23 protein-coding genes are annotated in these 24,560 nt (G+C 55.8%); 5 read left to right on the forward strand and 18 right to left on the reverse strand.

Annotated elements, in window-relative coordinates:
• The first annotated feature begins 340 nt into the window (after positions 1 to 340).
• Positions 341 to 1,285 carry an AEC family transporter gene (locus IQ16_RS38430; protein ID WP_018643816.1) on the forward strand — a complete coding sequence of 315 codons (945 nt, stop codon included), beginning with the start codon at positions 341 to 343 and terminating at the stop codon, positions 1,283 to 1,285.
• Positions 1,286 to 1,309: 24 nt separating this feature from the next.
• Here the strand turns inward: IQ16_RS38430 and tenA are convergent, their stop codons facing one another.
• From tenA to IQ16_RS38465, 7 genes are all read right to left on the reverse strand, one after another.
• Positions 1,310 to 1,984 carry a thiaminase II gene (gene tenA / locus IQ16_RS38435; protein ID WP_020607924.1) on the reverse strand — a complete coding sequence of 225 codons (675 nt, stop codon included), beginning with the start codon at positions 1,982 to 1,984 and terminating at the stop codon, positions 1,310 to 1,312.
• A gap of 94 nt (positions 1,985 to 2,078) precedes the next feature.
• Positions 2,079 to 3,062: a patatin-like phospholipase family protein gene (locus IQ16_RS38440; RefSeq protein ID WP_018643819.1), complete on the reverse strand. Its 984-nt coding sequence runs from the start codon at positions 3,060 to 3,062 to the stop codon at positions 2,079 to 2,081.
• A 10-nt stretch (positions 3,063 to 3,072) separates the two neighbouring features.
• Complete coding sequence (locus IQ16_RS38445) at positions 3,073 to 4,092, reverse strand: thiamine-phosphate kinase (RefSeq protein ID WP_080648077.1); 1,020 nt, start codon at positions 4,090 to 4,092, stop codon at positions 3,073 to 3,075.
• 6 nt (positions 4,093 to 4,098) lie between these two features.
• The gene (locus IQ16_RS38450; RefSeq protein ID WP_080648078.1) at positions 4,099 to 5,247 is read right to left on the reverse strand and encodes a DNA methyltransferase; all 1,149 of its coding nucleotides are present in this window, start codon (positions 5,245 to 5,247) and stop codon (positions 4,099 to 4,101) included.
• Entirely contained in the window at positions 5,210 to 6,451 is a 1,242-nt protein-coding gene (locus IQ16_RS38455) for a hypothetical protein (protein WP_145832074.1), read from the reverse strand. The genes IQ16_RS38450 and IQ16_RS38455 overlap by 38 nt, the downstream gene beginning before the upstream one ends.
• 16 nt (positions 6,452 to 6,467) lie before the next feature.
• On the reverse strand, positions 6,468 to 7,493 hold the full coding sequence (locus IQ16_RS38460) for a hypothetical protein (protein ID WP_018643822.1): 1,026 nt from the start codon (positions 7,491 to 7,493) through the stop codon (positions 6,468 to 6,470).
• Positions 7,487 to 7,894, reverse strand: coding sequence for a hypothetical protein (locus IQ16_RS38465; RefSeq protein WP_145832075.1), 408 nt, complete (start codon positions 7,892 to 7,894; stop codon positions 7,487 to 7,489). The genes IQ16_RS38460 and IQ16_RS38465 overlap by 7 nt, the downstream gene beginning before the upstream one ends.
• A 575-nt stretch (positions 7,895 to 8,469) precedes the next feature.
• Here IQ16_RS38465 and IQ16_RS38470 point away from each other — a divergent pair.
• Positions 8,470 to 8,928 (forward strand): GIY-YIG nuclease family protein, encoded by a 459-nt coding sequence (locus IQ16_RS38470; RefSeq protein ID WP_145832076.1) that lies wholly within the window; start codon positions 8,470 to 8,472, stop codon positions 8,926 to 8,928.
• A 42-nt stretch (positions 8,929 to 8,970) separates the two neighbouring features.
• Here the strand turns inward: IQ16_RS38470 and IQ16_RS38475 are convergent, their stop codons facing one another.
• The 5 genes from IQ16_RS38475 to IQ16_RS38495 all read right to left on the reverse strand — a co-directional run bounded on the left by IQ16_RS38475 (position 8,971) and on the right by IQ16_RS38495 (position 17,018).
• Positions 8,971 to 10,179, reverse strand: a complete 1,209-nt coding sequence (locus IQ16_RS38475; protein ID WP_145832077.1) for an McrC family protein — start codon at positions 10,177 to 10,179, stop codon at positions 8,971 to 8,973.
• A 4-nt stretch (positions 10,180 to 10,183) separates the two neighbouring features.
• On the reverse strand, positions 10,184 to 12,646 hold the full coding sequence (locus IQ16_RS38480; protein WP_145832078.1) for an AAA family ATPase: 2,463 nt from the start codon (positions 12,644 to 12,646) through the stop codon (positions 10,184 to 10,186).
• 86 nt (positions 12,647 to 12,732) lie between these two features.
• Complete coding sequence (locus IQ16_RS38485; protein ID WP_145832079.1) at positions 12,733 to 13,284, reverse strand: hypothetical protein; 552 nt, start codon at positions 13,282 to 13,284, stop codon at positions 12,733 to 12,735.
• Between the two features lie 11 nt (positions 13,285 to 13,295).
• On the reverse strand, positions 13,296 to 15,065 hold the full coding sequence (locus IQ16_RS38490) for a hypothetical protein (RefSeq protein ID WP_145832080.1): 1,770 nt from the start codon (positions 15,063 to 15,065) through the stop codon (positions 13,296 to 13,298).
• A 243-nt stretch (positions 15,066 to 15,308) separates the two neighbouring features.
• Entirely contained in the window at positions 15,309 to 17,018 is a 1,710-nt protein-coding gene (locus tag IQ16_RS38495) for a hypothetical protein (protein ID WP_145832081.1), read from the reverse strand.
• Positions 17,019 to 17,219: 201 nt separating this feature from the next.
• Here IQ16_RS38495 and IQ16_RS38500 point away from each other — a divergent pair, with 201 nt between their 5' ends.
• Positions 17,220 to 17,927 (forward strand): recombinase family protein, encoded by a 708-nt coding sequence (locus IQ16_RS38500; RefSeq protein ID WP_145832082.1) that lies wholly within the window; start codon positions 17,220 to 17,222, stop codon positions 17,925 to 17,927.
• Between the two features lie 338 nt (positions 17,928 to 18,265).
• Positions 18,266 to 18,532: a hypothetical protein gene (locus tag IQ16_RS38505; protein WP_145832083.1), complete on the forward strand. Its 267-nt coding sequence runs from the start codon at positions 18,266 to 18,268 to the stop codon at positions 18,530 to 18,532.
• A 15-nt stretch (positions 18,533 to 18,547) separates the two neighbouring features.
• Here IQ16_RS38505 and IQ16_RS38510 read toward each other — a convergent pair whose 3' ends face one another.
• The 6 genes from IQ16_RS38510 to IQ16_RS38535 form a co-directional block, all read right to left on the reverse strand.
• Entirely contained in the window at positions 18,548 to 19,384 is an 837-nt protein-coding gene (locus IQ16_RS38510) for a hypothetical protein (RefSeq protein WP_145832084.1), read from the reverse strand.
• On the reverse strand, positions 19,384 to 19,683 hold the full coding sequence (locus IQ16_RS38515) for a hypothetical protein (protein WP_145832085.1): 300 nt from the start codon (positions 19,681 to 19,683) through the stop codon (positions 19,384 to 19,386). The genes IQ16_RS38510 and IQ16_RS38515 overlap by 1 nt, the downstream gene beginning before the upstream one ends.
• An 11-nt stretch (positions 19,684 to 19,694) precedes the next feature.
• The gene (locus IQ16_RS38520; RefSeq protein ID WP_145832086.1) at positions 19,695 to 20,144 is read right to left on the reverse strand and encodes a hypothetical protein; all 450 of its coding nucleotides are present in this window, start codon (positions 20,142 to 20,144) and stop codon (positions 19,695 to 19,697) included.
• Positions 20,141 to 20,725: a thermonuclease family protein gene (locus tag IQ16_RS38525; RefSeq protein WP_145832087.1), complete on the reverse strand. Its 585-nt coding sequence runs from the start codon at positions 20,723 to 20,725 to the stop codon at positions 20,141 to 20,143. Before IQ16_RS38525 ends, IQ16_RS38520 begins: the two co-directional genes overlap by 4 nt.
• A 480-nt stretch (positions 20,726 to 21,205) precedes the next feature.
• Positions 21,206 to 22,597 carry a hypothetical protein gene (locus IQ16_RS38530; RefSeq protein ID WP_145832088.1) on the reverse strand — a complete coding sequence of 464 codons (1,392 nt, stop codon included), beginning with the start codon at positions 22,595 to 22,597 and terminating at the stop codon, positions 21,206 to 21,208.
• Between the two features lie 13 nt (positions 22,598 to 22,610).
• Positions 22,611 to 23,942, reverse strand: coding sequence for a site-specific integrase (locus tag IQ16_RS38535; RefSeq protein ID WP_145832089.1), 1,332 nt, complete (start codon positions 23,940 to 23,942; stop codon positions 22,611 to 22,613).
• Positions 23,943 to 24,383: 441 nt separating this feature from the next.
• On the opposite strand from IQ16_RS38535, the gene IQ16_RS38540 reads away from it, so the two are divergent.
• Positions 24,384 to 24,560: transposase (locus IQ16_RS38540; RefSeq protein WP_488226069.1), on the forward strand; the 177-nt coding region annotated here is incomplete at its 3' end.

Genomic DNA, 24,560 nt, shown 5'->3' on the forward strand with positions numbered 1-24,560 from the left:
CACCCGGCTTGACCGGGTGACCCAGTATTCCAGAGGCGCCTGACGTCCCCCGAGAGGCCGCGGCGTACTGGATCCCCCGCTTTCGCGGAGGATGACAGCTGTGGTGGGGGAAGACCGCGGCTAACCCTCTGGCGAGACTGGCGAGATCGGTTCGCACCGCTGGCCCCCGGCCCCCTCAAAACAAAAACTGCGAAAACAACCCCATGCACAGTAGCCGGGCCTTGATGTGTTTGCGGATTTTACGAATCCGTTTTGACTCGTCGGGCAAAACAGGGGCATAATGCCAGCATCGAAATTTGCGTGGGGTGGTCGGCCGATCCCCGTGAGGTCAAAGGGGCGCATGGCCACCATCCTGATCGTCGCACCGGTGTTCGCCCTGATCGCGGCGGGCTATGCCGCGGTGCTGTTTCGCTTCGTCTCCGAGACCGCGCACAAGGGCATCTCCGAATTCGCCTTCAGCATCGCGATCCCCGCGCTGTTGTTCCGCACCATCGTCGTCTCGGAATTCCCCGACGTCAGCCCCTGGCGGATGTGGGGCGCCTATTACGGCGCGCTCGCGCTCACCTGGATCGCGGCAATGACGCTCTCGGCGCTGCTGCGCGCGCGGCGCGAGGACCGCGAGGACGGCGTCGTGTTCGCGATCGGCTCGGTCTACGGCAACATCGTGATGCTCGGCATTCCGCTCGTGCTCTCCGCGCTCGGCAACGAGGGCGCAGGGCCCATGGCGCTGATCCTGTCGGTGAACACGCCGCTGCTCTGGCTCTGCGGCATTTTGCAGATGGAGCTCGTCAGCCAAAAGCGGACCGGCTCGCCGCTGTCGATCATCTGGCCGGTGCTCGCCGATCTCTCACGCAATCCGCTGATGCTGGGAATAGGTTTCGGCGTGGCCTGGCGCTTCACCGGCCTCGGCCTCAACCCCGTCGTCGACCGGACGATCGAGCTGCTGGCGCAGGCGGGCTCGCCGGCCGCATTGATCGCGCTCGGCATCAACCTGTTCCGCTTCGAGGTGAAGGGCGAGAAGCTGAGCATTCTGGTGCTGTGCGCGCTCAAGCTGATGGCGATGCCGGCCGCAGCGTTCGTGCTGGCAAAACTGCTCGGCCTGCCGCCGGTCGCCGCCGGCGTGATCGTGCTGTTCGCGGCGATGCCGACCGGCGCCAACGCCTACATCTTCGCGGTCCAGTATCAGCGGCTGGTGAACCCGGTGTCCGGCGCGGTGGCGCTGGGGACGCTGCTGGCGGCGGTGACGTTGCCGGTGGTGGTGATGATGGTGGCGGGGGTGAGGTAGGGCGCCTGACGATTGCCGAAACCGCTATTCCACCCCCCGGCCTACGCGCCAGGCCATCTCCCAAAAATCTGCCTCGAGCCGGGTGGCTTCCTTGAAGATCGCAGTCAGCTCAGCCTCGCGGGCCGGCGTGGCGTAGAGATCGGCGAGATGATCCAGGTGCGCCCGCGCCTTGGCAGCGACCTCCTGGTACGGCGCGCCGGCGTACTCGGCGATCCAGACGCGGTAGGCGTTGGTCGCAGCGTCCGCATCGGGTCGCGAGGTGAGCCGTGTTGCGATCTCCGCGTACCCGATCACGCAAGGGGCAAGCGCCACCTTGAGGGCCAGCAGATCGCCGCGCATGCCCGCGTCGAGCACGTAGCGCGTATAGGCCAGCATCTCGGCCGCCGGAGGGGCCTGTTCAAGGTCGGCCGGGGACAGACCCCAATCGGCACAGAGTTTTACATGCAGGTTCATCTCGACATCGAGGATGGCCGAGAGGCCGGCCGCTGCTTCCCGCATGTCGGCAAGTCTGGGCGACTTGTAGACCGCGAGCGCGTAGGCGCGGGCAAACTCGATGAGGAACATATAGTCCTGAACGAGGTAGTGACGAAACGCCGCTTCGGGGAGCGAGCCGTCTGCCAATCCGTTCGTGAAGGGATGTTCGGTGTAGGCCCGCCACTCAACGGATGCTGCTGTCTTGAGGCGCTCGAAGAAACTCACGATCTTTTCCGCCCGGCTTGCTTGTCCATGAACGTCCGCGAAGGGAAGCGAAGCGTCGGTGAACGATGCCGTCCCTCCGGGCCAACGCTTCCAATCATATCCCAAGCAGTTTTCGGAACTTTCCTACGGCTCCACGAGCTTCGTCTTCAGCGAGAGGCTTAAGTCGACTGATCGCTAGCTTAGCGTCATCGAGGTCTATGGGGGCGTCCAGTTGAGTATTGATCCTGAGCATCCTCGTACCAGAAAATGTGCTGTCGTCGAGCAATGTTCCGACGGTTTGATCAGCAAGCTCACTCTGTGTCGCGAACATCATGTTGAGCGTCGGCTTCAACATCCGCGCACGTCTCATCCTATTGAAGTCGAGGCCCACACTTCCACCCGGAATCTCGCCATTTCCGACACTTATGACACGCATGTCCGCAAACGAAGTATCAAGACATCGCTTTGCGGTCATAACAGCCTGGAGGACGGGATTGTTGGCCCACAGTCCTCCGTCCGTATACGTCCGCTCCTCAGTCCGTATCTGTTCGTCTGACGAACGGCGCCCGCGGGGACGATGGGCTGAAAAGAAGAGTGGAGCTGCCGCGCTCGCGAGAGCCACGTCGGCTGCAAACAATTCTCCATCGAGGCTTTCGGGGGCGCCGCACCGCGTGAGAGTAGTAAATGACCTAATTTGGTAACGGTCCAATATCGTTGCCGGAATAATGACAGGAGGGACACAGTCCTTCAACTGAAGTTGTCGGCCGTTGTCTGTGAAGACTTCGGTCAGCAAGCTACGGAGCGGCGCTTGCTGGTAGATGGGGCCTTTGCATGCGTACGAGAGTGTTCGCTGACTCGCACGTCTCAACCTTTCTGGGAAAATCTGAGCGCCGTGGTTCTCAAACAGGTCCACCACATCGCCCAATGGCACGTCTAGTGCGATTCCAAGAGCGATGATAGCGCCCGTTGATGTTCCAGCAATTAGGTCGAATTGTTCGCGAAGTGGCACCCCAAGCTGTGAGGCCATCTCCCGAAGGAATACTGCTTGGAAGATGCCACGAACCCCGCCTCCGCTTAGGCTCAAGATTTTCAACGGCATTCGAACTATCCTACGGAAGGCTCACTTCCTTAAGCATACGGACATATTCTCCTATACCCTTCAGCATCCAAGAATCCCGTGCGAATCTTTCCGATTCGAGCCGAGGTGCGGGAGCAATATTCTCGCCCCGTTGCAGCACCACCCCATGGTGTCCTGCTGTGAAACATCCAATCCGATGAGCCGATGCACCCGACGTGTTAGCTAATTCAAACAGCCGACCTTCATGTGCAGGCGAGACAGCAACAATGACGTTCCAATCTCCCCACCCCAACCAATATCGAGCGGCGTCCCCGCTCTCTTCTGAAGTTAGGCCAGGCACTGTGAGCGCGTCGAGGTCTAAGATCACGCCGAGATTGTTCTTGCTCGCCAACTCGCTCAAACTTGGAAGGAGGCCGTCGCTGTTGTCCATTGCAGCCCCGACAAGATGCTCTCGCGCTAGGCGGTGCACAAAGCCAATCTGAGAAATTGGCCTAAAAACTGGAGAGTTGTTCTTTGTTCCTATTTCCTTTCCGTCCAACAGCCTCAAGGCGTCACGCCAAAAGGCACCTCCTTGGCCGATGCTAACGATAGAGTCGCCGTCTCGCGCGCCTACCCGCGTTAAAGGATGGTAAGAATCACATATTCCGATTGCTGTTCCGACTGCCGACAACCGCCCAGCTTCTCGAAGATTGCCTCCAACGTAAGCTATCTGAGCAGCAGCACAGCTCGCTCGGATGCCTTCAAGCAGCCGCTCAAAGGATTCGGTCGTCCGCTCTGACTCGCATTCTATGGCTGCTAGAAAGCCCAACGGAACGGCTCCCGCTGCGGCTAAATCCGAGACGTTGATTGTAACAAGGAGCCATCCCATCCAAAACGGATCATCGTCTCGCCCGATAGCAGCGGCTGCAGGAGGTGGCACGGGATCGGTAGTGACCACAAGGTGACCACCGGCAGTTTGGATAATGGCACAATCATCTCCCGCTCCGTCCGCGAAGCGGGGAATGATCTGCTTAAGAATTTCTCGTTCGCCAAGATCGATGAGTTTAGACATTTCTACTCACATAAAAATCAGAAGATGCTCCAACTGCAAACTCGGGTTCTGCCGTCGTCCCGTCGAAATTTTCCGAGACTGCTTATAGATCAGCTTGAAGTGACAGCTTTCGACGACCCGCTCAAATTTTTCATTCATGGGCATTCGATCACCTGATTCACCGAAGACAACGGCGCAGGCTCTCCCCCGATCTAGAACTTCGCGACACCCCTCAAAGACGCGTTTGCAATCGGCAAGATATTGGTCAGCAGCGACCAAACGGTGCCTCTTGCTTCGCGCTCCAATCTCTTTCTGACGCAGCGGCTCGATTTCGACTCCCTGCCACTCCAAAGTTAAACGTTGCGCCTTCACATAGTCCGCCACTCCGAAGTACGGCGGCGAGGTGACAATTAGCTGAGCGCCGTCAATCGGCCTATCTTGTAGTATAGTAGCAGCATCCCCTTCCAAAACCTTCACATCCGAAGCAGGCTCCTCCCGCTGGTGCGGTGCATTTCGATATACGTCCCGAGCCTCGTAGGCCTCGACAAATCCAATCAGAGTTTTCTCGTACAGCTCAATCACGTCTCTCTCGTGATTGTCCTTAGGAGCTGTGTTGTCACAGACATAGCCCCAATGACGCGTTTCACGACATACGGGCAGCAAAATAGCCGAGAATGCTGCTTCGGCGAGAACACGACCATCGCCGCGCAACTCCGTGATGCTGCTTCTCAATCTACGCAAATCGTTGAGCGTCCTGGGCGTATACCACTTCTCACTCTGTACGGTTTTAGGAACCGCCTCTCTCTTCGCGTTCTGGCGCACAAGGATGCGAATTCGATCAACTAGTTTTCGTATTTGATCAGAGCGCCGCGATAGCGTCTTGGCCCGAGCCATCAAGGCCGACACAGGATTAAGCTCTAAGCCGACACAAGCCCGATCGAGCCGTTGGGCTTCTACAGCGGTAGTGCCTGAGCCGAGAAAGGGGTCAAGCACAACTTCGCCGGGGTCGCTCAGCGCGCCGATCAGAACCGCTGGGATCTGAGATGGGTAGCGGCAGGGATGCCAGTGAAGGCTTGAAAAAGCTGACTGACTGCGACTTGTAGAGAAGTCCCAATCGACATCCTCCAAACGCTTCAGTCTAGCGCGCAGATCGATTTTTTTTGTTCGTGTCAACATCTATCTCAACGGCCCCAGCCAGCTCTTTAAGCAGAATATCACGGAATGGCCCTTGGATCTTTTGTCCCAACCTCTCCGCGTCGCTCGCAAAGCAGTAGAACACCACGCTCTGCGACGCAGTACCAGAAGTCCACCGATGCCTCAGCGCTGGATCGAGGAACTCAAGCCTCTTCGAGAATGCGGACTTATCAACGAAGGCGTATCCAAAAGGCTTTTTGATACTGAACTGATCCCGCGCCAGTCTTTCCACCAGAGCTATTGCTGAATCGCGCGATGCAAGTCCCAGAGTCGCAAGCGATCCAGGCACTTGCAGTGCGAAGACCTGCGAAGGAAGGCTTTGATGAAAATGCCGCAGCATCAAATCCTTCGTTCTTGGCGCGCGCGTTAGCAGATCGAGAAAATCTTGATCCCGGTTGGCCCAATGTATCTCTGATACGTCGCTTTCATCGAACAACAGAGAAATCGCCTTCGTAAGGACCGCCTGCGTTGCGACCGTGATGGAATCGAACACTAAGATGTCGTAGACTCGTCGGCGCGTCTCCGCCCACGCCTCAACTGATGGAGCGTGACGCTCTGAAAGCAGCATTTTCCCGTCTATCGAAACACCGATCTCGCGCGCTATTTGTAAGAAAGGTTCCGCTGGCACCTTGAGCCCTAGCGCCCAAGCCATCCGCAAGACGTTGTCCAGATTGTCGAAGTCCAATGCGCCGAACAGCAGAGGAGATGAAGGATGCTCTTTCCGCACGATCTGTAATACGAGTTCAAAATCGATTTTGCTGGCGCTGCAGAGCCGCTTGAACCTCAATTCCTCACCCGGCAGTATTTGGTGCGCAATATTGCCGAAAAGGTTATGCCCAGTAAGCAGATCTGGCAGTGCTGCCTCATGATCCCATCCTGCGCGATCCTTGAGATAGTATTCAAGCAGATGAGCAAACGGCGGGGTCGCAGCATCATGTATCAAAATCGCGGCAGAAAGCGCTCTAACTTCGTCTCGCGCTAACCCGTTGTGGGGATTGAGGAGCGCTAATCTCAGCACTCCAAGCGTGTGCGAAAACCGACGAACCTCGGAAAGCGTCGGTAGAGAGGGTGACGGTGCGTTCAGCAGCCGAACCCCCATCAGACGGCGCACCTCCGGAGCGAGTATCAAACGGTCTAAGAAGCTTGGCGGCTCAAAAGCGCCATATAGGGGATCATGAACTATCATGGTTGCACGGCCTGCATCACGATCCACGCCAAAGGGAGAAACGATACCAAGGCTTACTGTCGGTCTTTGCCGCAATGAGAGCCCTAGAATGCTCAAGCGCCAGCGCAATCCAGGCCTGGCTGAGGCTGGTGGCTCTCTCTCTCCCGCCGAAGTAAAAACCTGAGTCGATAAGCGAGTCAGCCGCTTCGTCGGCAAGATTTACCGCAGCATGATGTTGCCCTTTGTCACCTGACAGTCCACTTGCCAAAAGGATATCAACGGCATCCGCGGGAACATGCAGATAATCGCGCCGAGAGACCAAGCCTTCACCTACCCGGAAATCATAGTCCCAAAAATCCAAAGTGTCTTGCCCACGAGTGTCCGGCGTGATCTTGCTCCTCGCAATCCACTGCTTGATCCGAGGCCGCAAATTCAACCCATCCAAGGCTAGACAAAGGGAGCAAAGAGAAAATTTTCTCAGCCCGCTGTTTGAGGAAGGGGCGCCCTCGAGACGTTCTTGCAGAATGGCTGCGGCTCGTTGCATCTCAGGGGGAATGTCCCCCTTATTTCCGGTCAACGCGTAAGCCAAGATAGCAACGCAGGTCGCCGTCTCATTTCCCGTCGCAGCTTTCGTTGACTTGTCGATTTGCCAGCTGACCAGAAGCCCATCGGAAAGTATCCGCTCCCGCAGCTCACGATCCGCTTCTGGCGCTAAGGCTTGCAACTGAGGGTGCTTGGATTGCCTCACCGCCATTAAGAAAAAGGCACGCCGTGCTGTAAGCGCAAAGTCGCGTGCGCCTCTTGTGCCCGGCACGTTCCTGTCATTCCAAAGTGATGCAAGATAATCGGCGACTTGGGTCGGTATGCGGGGATGCCCATATGCGAGCGAGATACATATTACCCCTGCGCACGTCCCATACAGACCGACTTGGTTTCGATTCGCCTGACCGATGAATTGCCCCCAACCCTTGAAGTCAGAGCGGCCGTCAACCGCGCGCTGCTCGTTCAGGAAGGAATCCGCAAGCTTCTTGAGAGCGCTATCGATCTTTGCATCGGTCAACATTGATTTTCCGATACAAAGGCAGCTCGCAGCGTATTCGCGATCGAAACTGCGCGCTCGCGTTGCGGCCAGACCTTCCAGTCCGCTAGATGCGGATTGCCGTTTTTCCAGGCCACAAGAAACCGCGCGAGCTGTCGAGGGGTATTCAGTGGTGTCGAATGGATAAACAGGCGGCTCGGATCAGGTGATGTGAGAAGATACTCCGGGTGCAATGCAGCATCATTGAGGGCAGCGCTAAGCGTCGGAAATTCAATTGTCTGGGCGAAGTACGAGCTGGCAAGAGACGAAACATCTTGAGTGCCCGGAAACAGTAAGAAGTGCGCGTGGAAACAATGATGGTCATGTTCATCAGCTGCACAAACCGCCATTCGGCCATGTTCTGTGACAAGGCAGGCGCCATACATGGTAGCGAGCCTCGTGCGGATCATGGCTAGGAATGCATCACGCTCTGTCCGAAGAGTCGGAGCTATGTCTGCCATCGATCTGGAATGTGCCTTGGCCGCCACAAGGCAGTAGCCATCTACAACCGGGCCCAACCCAGCCAACGCATAGAAATTTTGGGATTCAAGGAATACCAACTCGGGTGACGGGGAGCATAGAAAGCAATGCCCCCCCGGTGTCTCCTGCCCGCCTGTCGTGTCCAAGTGGCCACCTGCCGACTGATGAATGCATTGAGAGCACCCAGCAAGTCGTAAAACTGCTAGTTGTCAAACCTAAATTTCTGCTCTCCCCGGCTTTACACAGGGTCTGGCCCGGACCGAGGTACATCGACACAATGCCTGATCGCGTTTCCGCTTGCCTTGGCTACACGGCCACTTGAGGAACTTCAGCGATTTTTGGAAGGCTGGTACAGTTGGGTGGGTACCACAATCCGAGCTTCTTACCCTTGATAAGCCTAGCGAATTTGCTCGCCGCACCTGCCTTTTTGTAGCAGGGTTTTGTATTCGTGCAATGGCAGCCCAAGCAGGCAAACACTCAAATGAATAAGCATTTTCATGCTGCAACTTCAGCCATTCCTGAACTTTTCGCTGAACTAGCCGCGTCCACGCCCTTCACAGCGAAAGGCGTGTCTATGCAGAAGGGAAGAGCCGGCGTCTACGTTTTCCTAGAGAACGGTGTCCCGGTTCACGTCGGCCGCACCAGGAACCTCGGCGAGCGCCTCCGCGGCCATATTAGCAAGAGCCACTTTTCCGCTTCATTTGCTTTCAAGCGCACAAGAGCCGTGCACGGTAAAACAGCAACGTACCTCACAAAGGGGTCCCGCCGCGACTTGTTGAATGACCCCGATTTCAAGGAGACATTCCATCAACAGGTGCAGCTCGTGAAAGGGATGACCGTTCTCTTCGTGGAGGTCACCGACCCCGTTCAGCAATACCTGCTCGAACTGTATGCCCACCTCGAATTCGGGTTACCCTTGGATGAGTTTGACACTCACTGACTAGGCGCGTCGGCCAGCAAAGCCACAGTAACACCAGCGTCTTCACGTTTTTGGCAGCTCTGTGAGCAGGATTGTCAGCGCGTCAACGAAGGCAAGACCTGACACATCTAGTGGCCTGCCAAGGTCAAAAGGCACACTCTCGACACGAATGTCTTTCCCGTGGATCATGCGAAAGGGTACATCAAGCAGTGTGGGGTACACGAGTAGTGCCCGTTTCGCCTGCAGCTCTCGCGCATAGAATGAGATTTGATAGATATCGTCGTCTGACGGCCTTTCGGCCAGCTTGTACTTTGTATCAAGGACGGCAACCGGTGAACCGGATACCCCGTCGCAAAGAAGTATATCGACGTTTATTTGAACCTGGAAGTTAGCGTCGAGCCGCGAGCGGTGCTGCGGCCGAACAATCAGGTTAGCTAGTCCGGCAGTTCGGAGCCACCCCGCCACGAACGCTTCAAATAGCTTTGGCATATCCAGTTCAAACGGAAGAAAAGACCGGTCTCCAGATTGAATGGTTGGTCCGGTCTGTTCAAGAATGAAACGACAAAGGCCGTGCATCGGAGCATAGTCGTCGTTTAAGCGGTGATAGAACCGGCCTATACAGTCTGCCGGAGAGAAATTCTGGAGCGCAATTGCTCCCGACAACACGCGTCGGGCGCGATCAAGATCAGCGCGAACTTGTTCACGCCGAAGCGATTGACGTCGCACGACATGGAGCGTCCAATACAGAAGCCTGTTTTCATCAACATCTACAGTGTGCTCTTGATATCTACAGGGCACACTCGGAATGCCCCGCTTGATGTTTAGCGCAGCGTTGACCAAATCGATCGAGCCCCTAACAAATGGCAGCTCGTCGTGCTCGCTAACATAGCTCCGATAGAGGCCCTTTCGAGCTCGATCCAATACTCTTCGGGCCAATATGGAAACAATGCGCTCATAGATGTCGTCAAGACTTTCGACGAGCGTCTCACCTTCAAACAGACGAAATGATCGAAGATTGTAAGCAACCTCCAGCATGCCGAAGAGATTTGCGATTGGCACCTTGGGTTTGACGCGAACCATCAGATCCTCGCCAATGGGAATGGATCCGACCACGCCACGGGAGCGAAGTCCCAATGTATGTTCATTTAGAACGGACGCGGGCTCAATCTCGAATTTTCGAGAACGCTTTAACGCAAGCAAATCGGCGTCCGCCAAAAGAGAGCCCGGAAACCGCGTTACTTCCTCTTCCTGAAGTTCGATAATACGTCTCATCTAGCTATTCAGCTGGCTCTACGCTCTTCCAAGAAGAGAGAACGTCTTTTGATAGCTTGTGCCAGCGCAGGGGCTCTAACTTGCCCGGCTGGTCATAGAAGTATTCCTCAAGATACGGCTCGATCTCCCCTTCCCAAACGTCCTGAAGCGTCGTCGCCAAAGCAGCGCCGTCCTTCAAGAAGAAGGAAATCCCTACCTCGTAATTTCGATCGTCGATTGCTGTGTTAACCGTCCTTAGTGCGTGAATTAGTCCATCTGCTGCCAGACCGTGTTTCTCAAGCTGGCTTCGCATAACATCGTAGTCCGGAGCTAAGTGGATAAAGCTAAAGCGGCGGCGGAGAGCGTGATCCACCAACGCTATCGACCTATCCGCCGTATTCATTGCGCCTATGATATAGACGTTCTGGGGGATGCCGAACCGCGCCTCCTCGCCGGCAAGCGGGATAACTTGATCTCGATACTCAAGCAGGTACATCAACTCGCCGAAAATGCGCGAAAGATTTCCGCGATTGATCTCGTCAATGATCAGCACGCAGGGGGAGCCATCAGTAACGTCTCTTGCCGCCCGACAAAATCGCAAAAATCTCCCGGGAATGCGCTCAAATAGGATCTGCCCGTCGCGGGTAACCGGTCGGATGCCGTGCATGAAGTCCTCGTAACCGTAAGACGGATGGAACTGGACCAAATCCACCATGCCATGAGTACCGGACGTTAGAACGCGGGCCAAACGTTCGGCCACAAACGTCTTTCCTGTTCCAGGAGGCCCCTGAAACACAAGTTGCTGCTTACGCTTCAGTCGCGCCAGCCAGAGACTGATAGTTTCCGGCGGGATAGCAGTTTCTGCCGAAAAATCCTCTATGCTATAAATCGGCGCCTTTGCCGTCACAGTTGCGGCCGCCGCTGGCGTAGGAGCGGAAGTCCCTACGAGCTGCTCAAGTTCTTCGATGAGCTCTTCGTCATCCGTAATCTCGGTAAGTGTCTTCATCGGCAACAGGCGGTGGGAAGCGGTCGGCCACGAACCGCTGTTCTGCCAAACCACATCGCGTACATGCCGGAAGAAGGGACGCTCCGCCTCGAAACGATAAACTGACTGAACAGTCCCGAACCCAATTATCTCTCGGCGCCCGCGCTTCACAAAGATCAAGTCGCCGGGGTTAATCCGGTGGGCAAAATCGAGACACTGGTTCGCGTTGATAAGTGACTGGGGCTCAGACGATACCTGATCCATACGCGCCTTAATTGCTTCCGCTGTTGCATAAGAACTGAGATCCCCAACGTTATCCCAGCCGATGGCTGCAATCCCGGCATCACGGAAGTCGTCCCAATGGGCGGCCTTAGAGCCCGGCGCGTATAGCCAGTACCGCTTTTGCTCGACTGATGTGGGCAACTTAGGTTCGGTTGTCACCATAGGCTCAACATCGAGATCCTGGAGGAGCGGAGCTAACGGGTCGGCTAAATGGCGTCCGGTCTCTGCGCGGTAAACGCTGTCGAGCAGGGAAACAAGGATATCGGGCGCCTCGGTGAGATATCCGCCTTGATGAAGGTCTAGGTCGGGATCATAGAACAGGTTGGAATATTGCTTTCTGATTGCAACAAGGCGAGCACGCGTTCGCTGATCTGCCTCAAGCCTCGTGCGCGCTAGAGGTGGGACTAGCTCCGTGAACTTGCGCAATGGGATACGGTAGCAGGCCAAGCCGGCCCAATTCGTGCCAGCAATCCCGACAAAGTTAGTCTCGGCAAACCCATCGGCGATAGAGTACCCGGTGAATGCAGCATTATCGGTAAGATGAAGAATGATGTCGCCCGGCTGGACAAGCCGCATGTTTCGATAGATGTCGGCACCATTCTGCGCCCTTAGTGGTGACCACAACGCGGAACCGAGCGCGTGTGGTCCATTCTTTCGATCAATCCTTCCTTCGACCAGCGTCTTTTCGACCCAAACCTCGGGATGCTGACGCAGTAGAAGCCGCCAAGAACCATGCGTCGAATTGTCGAGGATACCAGCATCAACAAGCTTGAACCGAGCGTACCTAACGCGATTTTGCCAATGGTTCTCGTTGGAATTCTCCATTAACTTCGAGCGAAGGCGTTCCGGAAGCTCGAACCGATCGGCAAGAACTTGGTATGCTTCAGCAGGTTCCACTGAAGACGGAGCTCTAGCCAAGAGGACATCGTGCAGCGCTGACCGAACTTCGCTTTCAGTTGGCAATCGCAAGGGTTCAATTTGAAAACCAAGTTTACGGACGAAGTTATTGGCCTCTGAACCGCCGCTAAATTCAGAAGTGGCCACTCCAGTTGCCTGTGAGACAATCTCTTTGACGGGGTAGAGGCGCCCGTTCTTTGCTATTGCGTGCTTGTAGCTCGCGTTCTCCTCCCAGCCTTGCCACTTCGATAATTCGCGCCCGTCGCGGTCGAACTCGGCCAGCGCTTCATCAATTCGTTCGGGCGCAATGGCAGGTAACGGCATATTTCACCTTAGCTCTTTGGATCTGTGACAACGACTTCCGACCAATCTCGATCGACGACCACTCATCGGGTATGTATCTCGCGGCTCTAAGGCCACTTGGCAACCATCGCCGTTAGAATGGCTTGAAGAACGCTCGACGCCTCGCCATCATAATCTGTAAGCATCTGACGAAGGTCAAAAACTGGATGCGTCACGGTCCCTCCAGCATCCCAAAGCTCGTAGGTTATTCGGTTGTAGTCACCGAAGGATCGCCCCATGAATGCTCGCTGGACATTGGGCACTCCGATAGCGCGCCTTGACGGATGCCCTGCGCAGAGATTTCGCAGGTCTCGCAATTGCGACCAATACGGGCGCGCTAGAGCGATGGGTCTCCCACCCACAACGACACTGTACAATTCAACAATCGCATCTTGTTGTATGACCACAGCCTGCATAACGCCCCAAAATTCTATGTAGGCCTGCATCGGATTGGGGGAGAAGTTCGCGCGCATATGCGCATCGAGCGCCTCACCAGTATCTTGAATGAGATACATCGACGTATAGTAGGCAGCAAAGTCGTCACCATGGAGAGCGCCGTGGGCCGTTGAGTTGTGAAACCTATCGTAGATCTGGGATCGCACATTTATCGTTTTCTGCATCGCACTCTCAATTAAGGGGCCACACCAACCAATCGCTGCAGATCCTCTCGGCTAAGCGGCTTTGCACCTCGTGCGGGGAAATGACGCTTAAAGATCCCATACTCAACCCCAATCTCCGCAACGACCTGATCAATATTCGAGCGCTGCTCATCTTTTCTCGCTCGATTGACAATTGTTGCGATCGATCCTCGATAGTATTCGAAGAGATTGAGGATCAGGGACTGAAGATAAGAAGGCACTCGCCCGGAGTGAACGAGCTGATTTCGCGCCCTGTAGATCCTATGGATTTGCCACTGAACACGCTTTTCATGCCCCCCTATGGCGGCAGCCGCTTCCATTGAAACACTATAATCACGATGCAGCTTGAAGAGGCGATGCAATGCGAGCGGATTATCGCCGCATAGCGCACATAGCTCTTCGCGCAACGCTTCATTCTCCTGCAAGCATAACACCGCGGCAAAGTTCGTGTGCGCATCTTGATTACCGAAATTCGCTTCTCGCCGGAGTATCTTGTTTAACCTACTTCGATAGGAAACCAGGAGCTCCTCGTAAACCGCCACAAATTGTCGTCGAACATGTCGCAGACAGATGCATGGAACGAGGTGATGAACGTAGTGTAGAATGCGTGGAGCACCGCGAGGCGGGTCGCTGAGCAGCACTTCAACAGCCGACCATAGTGAAATCAATTGATTTTCAGTACTCGGCGATGTGCGAGCAAGCGCCGCCGTATTTATTGAGCTAAGCAGCCTCTCTGTAGAAGCATTATCGAAATTCTCAAGTACCCGCTTCGTGTAGGCTCGCGTGTTTTGCAAACGTCGCCCGGCCGTCACAGACCCGGCTGCGGGGCGATCAAAAGATAGACTTCGGCCTCGAAATGCACGACCCCAATTTGCTTTGTCGTCATGTACGTACATCCATTCCTGCCAACGACACGCCATACCGTCCGGAGAGAGATATGTCAGCGCCCGAGTATGCGTCAGAACCTGATGCACGTCGTTTATGGCGCGGTACCAGTCGACCGCCTTCACACGCGAGATGATGACACTGTCGAATGGCGGTGTAAAAGCAAACGCGAGAGCGTCGCGCGCTGGCTGCGGGATATTGAACTCATTGGCGGTCTCGAACCCAAGAGGATACACATAGGTTCGAAACTCTGAAGAGACCGGCGTATAGACTGTGTAGTCGACGTCGTCACCCTTCAGTCTCGCGAAGAAATCAGCGAGCGTTTGGGTGCCCGCATGCTGCATATCACCACTGAAGAACGTCGCCTCGATCATCTCCTCCAGATACTGCTTGGAGTAACCCGCGTTAATGAGGTGGCTGCTGTAGAACCCACAGCATTGCCGCAGCTCAATTTTGCGGCTTCCATCGGTCAACAGATCAAGGATACGAGCCTCCAGTCTGGATTTGTATGAACCAACAAGAAGGCGCTTAATGAGCTGAACCGTCGCGACGAGGTCCGTGAGTAGAAATTTTGGCTGTTTCGTTAGCTCCTGCAGAGAAACTAGCTCTAGACCTACCGTTGACTTCGCGACCGGATCCCTGCCAAGCGACCAAAGCACCTCCTCGACTACAGGCTCCAACGTTTCACGAGGAACGCGGTCTCGTTGAACGTCGTCGAGCAAGGTCAAGGCCTCGCTCAGTCTTGAAAGGGTATCCAAGGCGTAAACTCTGAAACTCTCAAAGCTATACTCACCGAGCATTTCATTGAAAAGCTGTGCGCAGAATTTTACAGATCGGCCTTCGTCACTGGTAGGCCACGCGTACTTGGTTGGACGCATCGATCATTCAGCCCCGTATTTGAATGCGCATGATGTGCGACGAGGCCGTTCATCAAACGCAGCAGAACGCTTAGATCAACTCACCGAATTCTCAATCTTCCAAATGGAAGACGGAGCTAGCCGTCGTGTACTGAAATGTTTCACGTGAGAACACACTCGTCATGAATAGCTTAGCTTCCCTCTAAAACGAACCGACCAGATATTGGCCACGCTGGCACCCAAGCAAGTCGGCCTAACTGGCGGTCAAGTGCGATCCATCGCAAGCTCTTGCGACTTCCAAGTAATCACCGCCAAGTTTTTACCCTTTCCATTCCAGCTACCGCCAAACGCGACGAAGCGATGGGGACCCGCGCCTATGACGCCCCGGACCGTAAACCCTGTATCAATTGCCCCGATCTCGGCTGCCGAGTTGAGGTCGATGGCTATGATCTTGCCGGTCTCGGTCCCAACACAAATGCAGTGCTCTCCCAAAGGAAACAAGCAGGTGTACTTTTCGTCACTGGATGAAATGACCAATCGTGTAAATACGCCCTGCGCCAAATTTACCGTCGCAATAGTGCCTAAGCCGCAGACCGCGAGAGTATGCTCATCAACAACCACGACATCATTTATCGGCTGCTCCATCCGCACCCGGCGCTTGATGTCTAGCTCCTCATCAACGAAAAGCAGCTCAGACCCACTCGCAACGATCAAATTGTCATCGACAACAAGAATGCGGTTGATGGACCGCTTCATTTGAATGTGAGCTTGCTCGGAAAACCGCGAAGCCATCGTCCAACGACGAAGCGAGCCTTCACGAGAGCCAGTCACAAGCGCGCCTTCTGACCCTTTTGCCCCCCACCCCGGATAGACGACTGCCATAACGCGCTCTCGATATGGCGCAGTGACCGTGGATTGCCTCCTACCCACTGTCGCGGCCATACCAAGTCCACCATCAGTACCAAAAGCCGTCATTTCGCCAAACGAACAGGCGGCGTTGATTGTGTCTTCACTAATTCTACGTTGGTCCGTAACTCTCGCGGATGCAGTATCAAAGAGGGTAGCCAAGCCGTCGCGCCCACCAAGCAAGATCATGCCCGCACCCGTAGGATAGCCGCAAAGCAGCGCAGGCCCCTGATGGGCCGTTTGCAACCGCATCTCAATCTGACGGTCTGGCAGCGGCTCCTCTCCGAAGATTGCCTTTAGGAACTGACCTACCATTTTGGTAAAGCGTCCGCCCTTTTCGGCAAGACTTGACCACTCGGTGAGAAAGTCCTTCGTGGCGCCGTACGCTTTTCCGATCTGAGCAACCAGGTCACGAAGGCTAGCGAGTACTCTGTCGGCACCTTCGGTAAGAAGTTTAAATGTACCTTGCAGAACAACGCTCTGTTCAAGCGACAACTTTATCGCAAAAACACTTGCGCTCAGGCGCTCGATGATGAGTTTGGCGTTCTTGAACAGCTCAATGTTCAACTTTTCGATCTTGATAAAGTTGACCTCGATCCGCCTGTGCGAGACGTAAGTCTGCGTTAGGAGCTCGGTCGCTTCCTTTTTCAGAACATCGACCGCGGTCGCGGCTTGGACAGTTGGTATTTGCGGTCCTTCTCGGCCCCGGGCTAGATGACGCTGTGCTTCCGAAAGTTGGTCGGCTCCGAGTGCTCTTAATGCGCGTTCTAAGTCGGCGTAGAGGCGATCAAGACCGGAGAGAAGCTGCTCTACCGAATGTTCACCCTCATCGCCTTCGTCTCGAAGCCGGTTCCGAAGATTGTACAAGCCGTCTCGGATAATCAGGATCCGTTCGAGGTCATCAGCACGCCAGTCGCTCGGGTCGAGCCCAAACGAAATGCACAGAGCATTCAAACTGACCGTATCGAGATATTGCCCCACGGGAACATTCAAACCGTGCTGGGCTAACTGGGAAAGGCGCTCAGCCCCCTCCCTAACCCGCAAAAGCAGTTGCTCGCGCTGATCCATAAGACCTCCGGTAGTGCGAACGTAGCTCGAACATCGCGGATTGCCCACGCCGTCAGACCGTTACCCACTCTGTTTTTGACGTCCCCAGTCATTACTCAGCCCTCGCGTGCATAAGGTTGCCAGAGCCGAAGAAATGCTTGCTTCTCGGAGGCGGGTCGTATCTAATTCTCAGGAAAAAGATACGGAATGGGACGTTAAGTCATGGTAAAATCTTTAAAAATTGTCAAAGCATTTGCGTATCTAAGGACGTCATCTGCCACCAACATCGGCGAGGACAAAGACAGCGGCCGAAGGCAACTTCAAGCCATCCAAGCCTTTGCTAGGCGGGCAAGTATTGAGCTGGTCGCGACCTACCACGATGAGGCTGTGAAAGGTTCTGACCCTATCGACACTCGACCCGGCTTCGCGGAGATGCTGGAAGCATTAGAGGCCAACGGCACAAAGACCATTATTGTGGAAACGGCCAGTCGCTTCGCCCGAGACCTCATGGTGCAGGAAGTAGGCTTCGCGATGCTCAAGGCACGCGGCTTCGATCTGATTGCCACCGATAGCCCCACTTCCTTCCTGGACGATACACCTACCGCTCGGCTCATACGGCAAGTCCTTGGCGCTATCTCTGAGTTCGAGAAGGCAATGCTGGTGGCCAAGCTGAGGGGCGCCCGAGACCGCAAGAGGCGCTCAGGGGTGAAAGTAGAAGGGCGTAAGTCCATCGCAGAGGAAAGGCCCGGGACCGTCGAGTATGCCCGCAAGCTGGCCCGTGCAAGACCCAAGGGAGGCAAGCGGTCTCTCAGGGAAATTTCTGCTGCGCTTGCCGAGGAGGGACATTTGACGCAGACGGGCAAGCCCTACGCGCCCACCGCGGTCAAATTAATGCTGACAAGGCCCTTGCGCTCACCTAAGAGCATCTGATGCCGGTGGACGCAGGATGCGTGCTCGGCGTGGTCACATTGATCACGACGGCACTGGAAACTGCACAGGCGGCATCGGTGTTCGGCTTCGCGTTTGGCGTGTAGTCCATTCGGGTTGACTGAGGCCATCGCGAGACCTTGCAATTGTTTGGGTCCCATGTCGCCAACCGGGCCCCTTTTTGACCGACCCGGCCTCCCCGTTTTCAACTGCTCGACTTTAAGGCCTCGGCCGCCGCCAAGGTCATCGCTGCAGTCTGCATACACCTTCACATCTGAGCGGCACCGAGTATCCTCCATGCACTCTGCATCAGGGGGCGGCGTTCGAAGGGGGCACGCTAGATGAAGGTAATAAAGATACTTAGTGCCGCCGTATTAGTTGTCTCTGCTGTTCCGGCCAAAGGTCAGACCGACGCAACAAACAACAAGCTTTTGTATGAATGTGTGAAAGCGGCGGACGAAAAGTACAAGATGACATGGTCTACTCTGTGCAGCCAAGGTGGAGGAAAAGGTGGTTACTGCCCGGAATTCATTGGCTCGCCAAAGGACGTCCAGTTCTCTCAATTACGCAACGAGGAAAAGGCGCTGTGCGCAAAACTCTACAAGTGAGTGCTGTGGCGCGTTCTAACGGTGCGACAGAGCGTAAAGAACGACGATTGCGCCCAGCACCCAAAGGACCCACCAGTACGAGGTTTCTTCGGTCGATGTGCGCGTTGACCAAGAGCGTTCCACATAGGGCTCTTCTAGGCACACACCGGTGGCGCTCGGATCTAATGTCACTTCAAGCTCGTGGTTCCCAATCTTCAGCACTTCCGCGGCACGATGCGTATTAGCGCCTGTGCTGCTACGCAGATGTTCGAGCAAAACCGGTATTCGCCGCCTTGCACCTTCGACCACGAATGTCTTCTCGTGCTCCAGGAAATGATTGAGGAAATCCTGTTTAGCCCTGCTGTCGCCCGCACAGAGCCATTCGAAGCGCTTTTCCAGGGAAGTCGGTATGGCGTAGCGCACCACCACATCGTTCATGTGGCCTCGTATCACATCGATGATTTGTTGGATGTCCCCGTTTAAGCCGACCTTCAGGACCTTTCGAGACTTCGGGCCTACGTGGGTCCACAGGTTCTCAATCAGCTTGTACTTCTCTTGGAGTGGCATTCGTGGCGGTAGAAGTCGGAACAGCCGCTCAGCAACCGTGCCGCTCATATGGACGGCTCCAGTTTTCCACTTGGCTATGGTGCTCTGCGCATAGGCGCGCGGCCCCGATCCGTATTGCTGTTCGTAGGCATCTAGAATGACGGTCAGAGAACGAGGCGAGAGCGAGAAGAAATACTCTTTCACGTCCTGATCGGTCCCGCCTAGTTCCGCAGTAAGCCGCTTCGCATCTTCAATGTGCTGGCGCGCTCTTTCGTGGCCAATATCGATGTGCTTATGATAGCGCCTGCGATATCGGTGCCCAGCCATCAGCCACCTTTGAATTTTTCAAGCAGCCGCTGGACGAGACCCTTTCGAGCCCCTTGGGTGAACACCAGCCTGACGAGATAGCCCTCCCCGCTGAGCTCCCGTTCCGCTTCCATTTGGCTTCCAACGTCCGCAATACGCCGACCTTGGTTTACTAGTGCGCTCAAAATATCTGAGGCTTGAGCGATCAAAAGGTTTGCGGATAGCGCATCTAGTCCTGCCGCCACACATCGTTCGCGGAGCTTTGCAATCTCGCGTTCGACGTCGGTATCAATGGTCGCATGAATGGTTTCACGCAACATCGACGCCTCGACTAATGTCGGCTTGCGAAGATGAGAGCGATGAGAACGAGAGCCCCAATCCCGGCGAAGATGTAGTACGGGTTCCAGTCACGGTCGCCGGTCTGGCTTCGGGTCATCCGCCCGCTCTTCGCTTCTTCTGTGTTGCCCATTTTTATTTCGGTACGCCCAATCTTGGTGGTCTGCGTGTGCGAGATTGTCACCGAGTTGCCGCTCTCCGAGACTTCTCTCGTCGTGGCTGCCAATTGGTCGAGGGTTAGCCGCAACGTGTTGGTATCGACGCCCAGCTCTTGAGCCTTTGCACCAAGGTCAAGCATCTTGCGCGCGTGATCATGAAGCAGCGCATTCCGCTGATCTTCAGGAAGGAACGACAGATCAATTGCAGCCGTGAGGCCCAAGGGCACTGTGGTCGGCGCGCCCCCTTGCGGCCTCGGCACGATATCGCGGCTATCAGCATTGCTCATTGCGAAACTCCTTCACGTTTTTGTCGTCGCCAATCCTCGGGGCTGGTAAACGATCCGGCCCAAATGCCCGACTTGAGAGCCCGGGCACGGTTCTCCTGATCCACATAGGCAAGAGAGAAGCGCCGGTAGGCTACAGCCCAACCATGCTCGACCATCCACCCGCCAATATCGAGTGAGCCAATCGCACACCGACCGATTACCCGCCCATTTCTGTCAGTGCCCGTTTGATCGCACCGAACTACGTTCGATCCGATGAGGCTGATGAGTGCTTCTGTCGCTTGAAGTCCGCATCGATAGTTGCTGCTGTCGTTCGCGACGCAGTGCTGCTTCGTCTCGGGCGCATCGATACCGTTCAATCGAATTCGGACACCCTGGATGTCGATGGTGTCACCGTCGATGACCCGCGCGACCCCCGACAATCCAGAGTGGCTCGGAGGTACGGCGTCCGTTCGGCTCTCGGGCGCCGAGGTCGTACCAGAAAGTGGAAGCGGCGGCCCATTTAGCCCGGCTAGAGCAATCGCAGTCACTACGGCGACGGCCATCAGCACGGCATAGCCGGGATGAATGCGCAGGACCGTCAATCTTCGTCCCCCCAAGGAAAAGTTTTAGTGGCAAATTCTGCAATCTATGGTGGGCAATCTAGGGTTCCACCGGCCAGCGCACAAGCGCAAATGGGCGGCTCAAGGCTCTGATCTATACAAAGGTTCAGTTCGCACTGCCGCAGGGGTCTTAGGAGGTCTGCCAAGAGGGCCGCTGGTGGGCAGCTTGAGGCGTCCGGCGCCTCCTCTAGGCTCCCGAGGTCTATTGGGGGCCGCTGCGGTCGAAGCCCTCATCTAGATATAAACTGCTGAAACGTTGCTCCCCCGCTGACACCGAGCGCCGTGCCTCAGTTCGGTCATAAACTCAAAAACGTTTCCAGTGTACCTGTGACCCCTCTGTAGCCTCTGCCTTCTTCTACCTTCATGTATATAAATATATTGCCCCTCCTCTAGTCCCCTATTGCCTCCCTTTGGTTCCTCGTCCTCCTCCTAGTCTCCTTGCTCTTGTCCTCTGGTCTCCTCCTAGTGTCGCGGGTGATTGATCTTCAAAAGAGGTGCCACTCCTTGCTGGTCTTGGAAGGTCTGCTCAAGCAGGGTTCTGGCCTTCTCCGCCGCCCTAGCCGGGACAATCAAACTATCATGAACGCTCAGGCTCGGTAGCTGGTGTTCGCGCTTGAGTTTCAGCATTGTAGAAATCATCACGTTGCTTTCGAACCACATGAGACCCGCCCAACCGGACGTTCCGTGGCTCAGAGGCTCGCCCCAAGTCTTAAGGGCTGGGTACTTGGTAAGAGCAGCAGCCGTGATAACGGATACGCGGTGCTGCTTGAGGTCAGGTGATTTTTGAAGCATTCGCGGTGGCCATCTGACAATGGGTTTGGAATTCCCAAAGGTGGCGACCATCCAAGCCTTCACTGCGCTACGGTGTTCCGGCCCGAGGCCCGGAAGTTCGTACGGGTCACCGTGGGGAAGTTGGATACCGCACAGCGATAGGAAGATGGTGAGATAGCTCGCTCTGATGTCTATCTCTGCGACCGGCTCGCCGTCGATAGTCATTTTCAGCCGCTGGTCGGCACTCATAACTTGATAGCTGTCAGCGAAGTGCTGGCTGTAAAGCCGCCCGCCCATGTTCCAGGAGAAGCAGGGGTCATCGCCATTGTGGAAGATACGCACGTAGCCATGGTGGGAGCCGCCGCGCAGCCGGTGTTGAGCGAAGAACTCATTCAGCTCCCTAATGTGACCTTCAATTGCGTTGGTAACGCCGTCCCTTTCGAACGACATTGGCTTGCCCGGAAGCCTTGTCTTTACCCAGTAGCTACTCTCCTTGGTCGCCCTGAGCTCCAACACTTCCTTGGGCAGGTCGTACTCAAACTCGAAGTGGTCATACACCTTTGCAGGATCAACTGCCCGCTCCTTGCAGAAGGCCAACAGCGCTGGTGTTGCAGAGAAGCGTGCAGCGAACCTTCCACGGTCTTCTTGGGACACCTTGTGACCTTCGATGCGTACGAGCAAAGTGAGACGCTCCAGACCGTCCACGAGTTGCGAGAAGGTTCGGAAGGAAACCTTGGCGCCCGTGAAAGACTTTGCGTGCATGCTTCGATATACCCACGGGTTAAGATCAGGCTCTTCTTGGCCGTACGCCCGGAGAAGGTCCGCTAAGAAGGCTCCAACGGCATACTCCAGCCTTTCCGAGGTGCCTTTACGCTTGTTCTTTCGTGCACCCGTTGCCAGAGCGTGCTCGTCCACCATTTCAGCCAAGGTGCTCACGAGTGCCTCGGCCTCTTCTGAGATGGGGTGAGCACGCAAGCTGGCATGGGTTGCGGCTTGTAGTTCTTCTTCGTCAGGAATTAAGGTCATTTCTTTGTCGCCGCGAGGATTGTTGGTGTGTCGAACTGCTAGACCCGCTGCGGGCATTTGCCACTCAGGACTAGTCTAACGAGTAGCGCGGAAACTTCTTGAGCGCCTCGGCCATGGCGCCAACCTTCGGCGGGCCATACTTTCTGCCCTGAGTGGCTGGCGCATGTCCGGTTATGGCGTCGTTTATCTTCTCCGGCATCCCAATCTCGTCACCAATCCTCTTGAAGAGGTGACGCCACGAGTGGTTTGGACTGATGTCGGGATCGTCAATGCCGAGCCCGCGCACCCAAGTCCCAAGATGGGCGCGTGCAGTGCCTGCGCGAGGACGCGACGGCTTCATAGGGTCGCCGCTCACCTTTTGAGGCGACTTGTCATTATAGAACAGCGCGCCATTCCCTACCTGCCGGACCATGTCGATGAAGCCTTGGGCGACAAGGTGCTCGTGGAGCGGCACTATGCGAGTTTGACCAGTTTTGGTCGTGCCCGCCTCTGGCGTAATCTTCATTACGTAGAGGCCATTGCGGTTTTCGATGTCCACGCCTCGCAGCTGGGTAATCTCACCTGACCGTGCGCCTGAATACGCACAAATCCACGGCACCCACCGTCGTGTTCTCTCGGCGGGGGTGGAGGGCTTTTCGTAAGCGAGGCTGGCCTTAAGGATTGTGCTTGCTTCTTCGGTAGTGAAGCTCCGGCCGTCCTCTCGCCTTTGAGCTTTGCGAGGAACGTCAACCTTCACCTCCTTAAACGGATTTTGGCTAACGCGCTTATGAATGCGTCCCCAAGCGAAAACCGTCCGGGCCGCGGACAACCAAACCTCACGCACAGTGCTCGCCTGACGCTCCTCCGATATTTGACCGTGTATCCACGCGCGCGCAGCATCCTCTGTGATCCCGTCGGCCCCTACCTCAACGAACTTCTTTTGCATGGCCTGAAAGACCGCACGCCATCGCGTAACCGTAGTCGGCGCAGGCTTGACCGCGAGAACATAGGCCTCGAACAGTTCCCAGCAGCTCACGCCCGACGCACGCGAGGGCCCTTGCTTGAACGCAGGAAACGTGTCGGGTGTCTCATCTCGGGAGTAGTCGCCCCTCGCGCGCTTCTCCAGCAGGGAGATGGCTGGCAAGAGATTGTCGCTAACAGCGTCAACAAAAAGCGCATAAGCATTGGGGTTCAGTACCATCCCCTCGCTTGCAAGGAATGTCGCCACGCGTGCTTGTTCAGCGATTTGCGGTCTCACCGCTTCACGCACGTCTGGCTCTCTTGCCCAATCCCATCGAGGATCGGCCTTGGGGTCTTCTTCATGGCTGTCGGGCGCTTCGACGCGGATCACATTCCATACGAGCTGGTCCCCGAGGTCCTGCCAAAACGCCGGCTTACCCGGGTCCGCTTCGTGCTTCTTCACGAACCATGAGTACCAGCGTCCCGCGAGCGCAATCGCGTTGAGTTTGGTGAGCGGTTGGCCCTCACCGTTTCTTTGAGCGCGAAGGGTCGCTATCCGTGTCTCAACGTCGGCTTCCCATTCGCCGAGCCGAGCCTTCGCTTCGTGCTTAGGGGTGTCAGCCGGGAGCTTGAGATGCGCTTCGGTCCTGTGTCCAAAGCGCCGCTGGTATTCTTCGCGGACGTCTTTCGGGATTACCTTGCGAGCAAACCAGCGACCATCCGCAATCCTATTTAGTCGTCCGTGAAGAAGGACTAAGCCACTGATCGGGAATCTCGATTTGGGCTAAGGGGCATTTCCAGATTGCAAGGTTTTGATGCTTTGGGCGTCAGAACCTTGCGATTTGGTTTTCGTGGATTCCCTCGAAGCGGGAAGCATGATTCCTTGTCTGCATCGGAGGGAACGATGCGGCCGAAGAAGCACAAGACGACGGGATCGAACGATCTGTTCCGGGCTCGGCTCGACCAGATCATCAATATGAAGCACGAGCTGGTTCTGCTCGCCGGCAAGGTCGATTGGGACTGGATCGACGGCGAGATCGCGCCGCTCTACAGCGAGAACGGCAGGCCCGGGATCGAGACG

It is taken from the genome of Bradyrhizobium huanghuaihaiense (genome assembly GCF_007830635.1).
Taxonomy (GTDB): domain Bacteria; phylum Pseudomonadota; class Alphaproteobacteria; order Rhizobiales; family Xanthobacteraceae; genus Bradyrhizobium; species Bradyrhizobium huanghuaihaiense.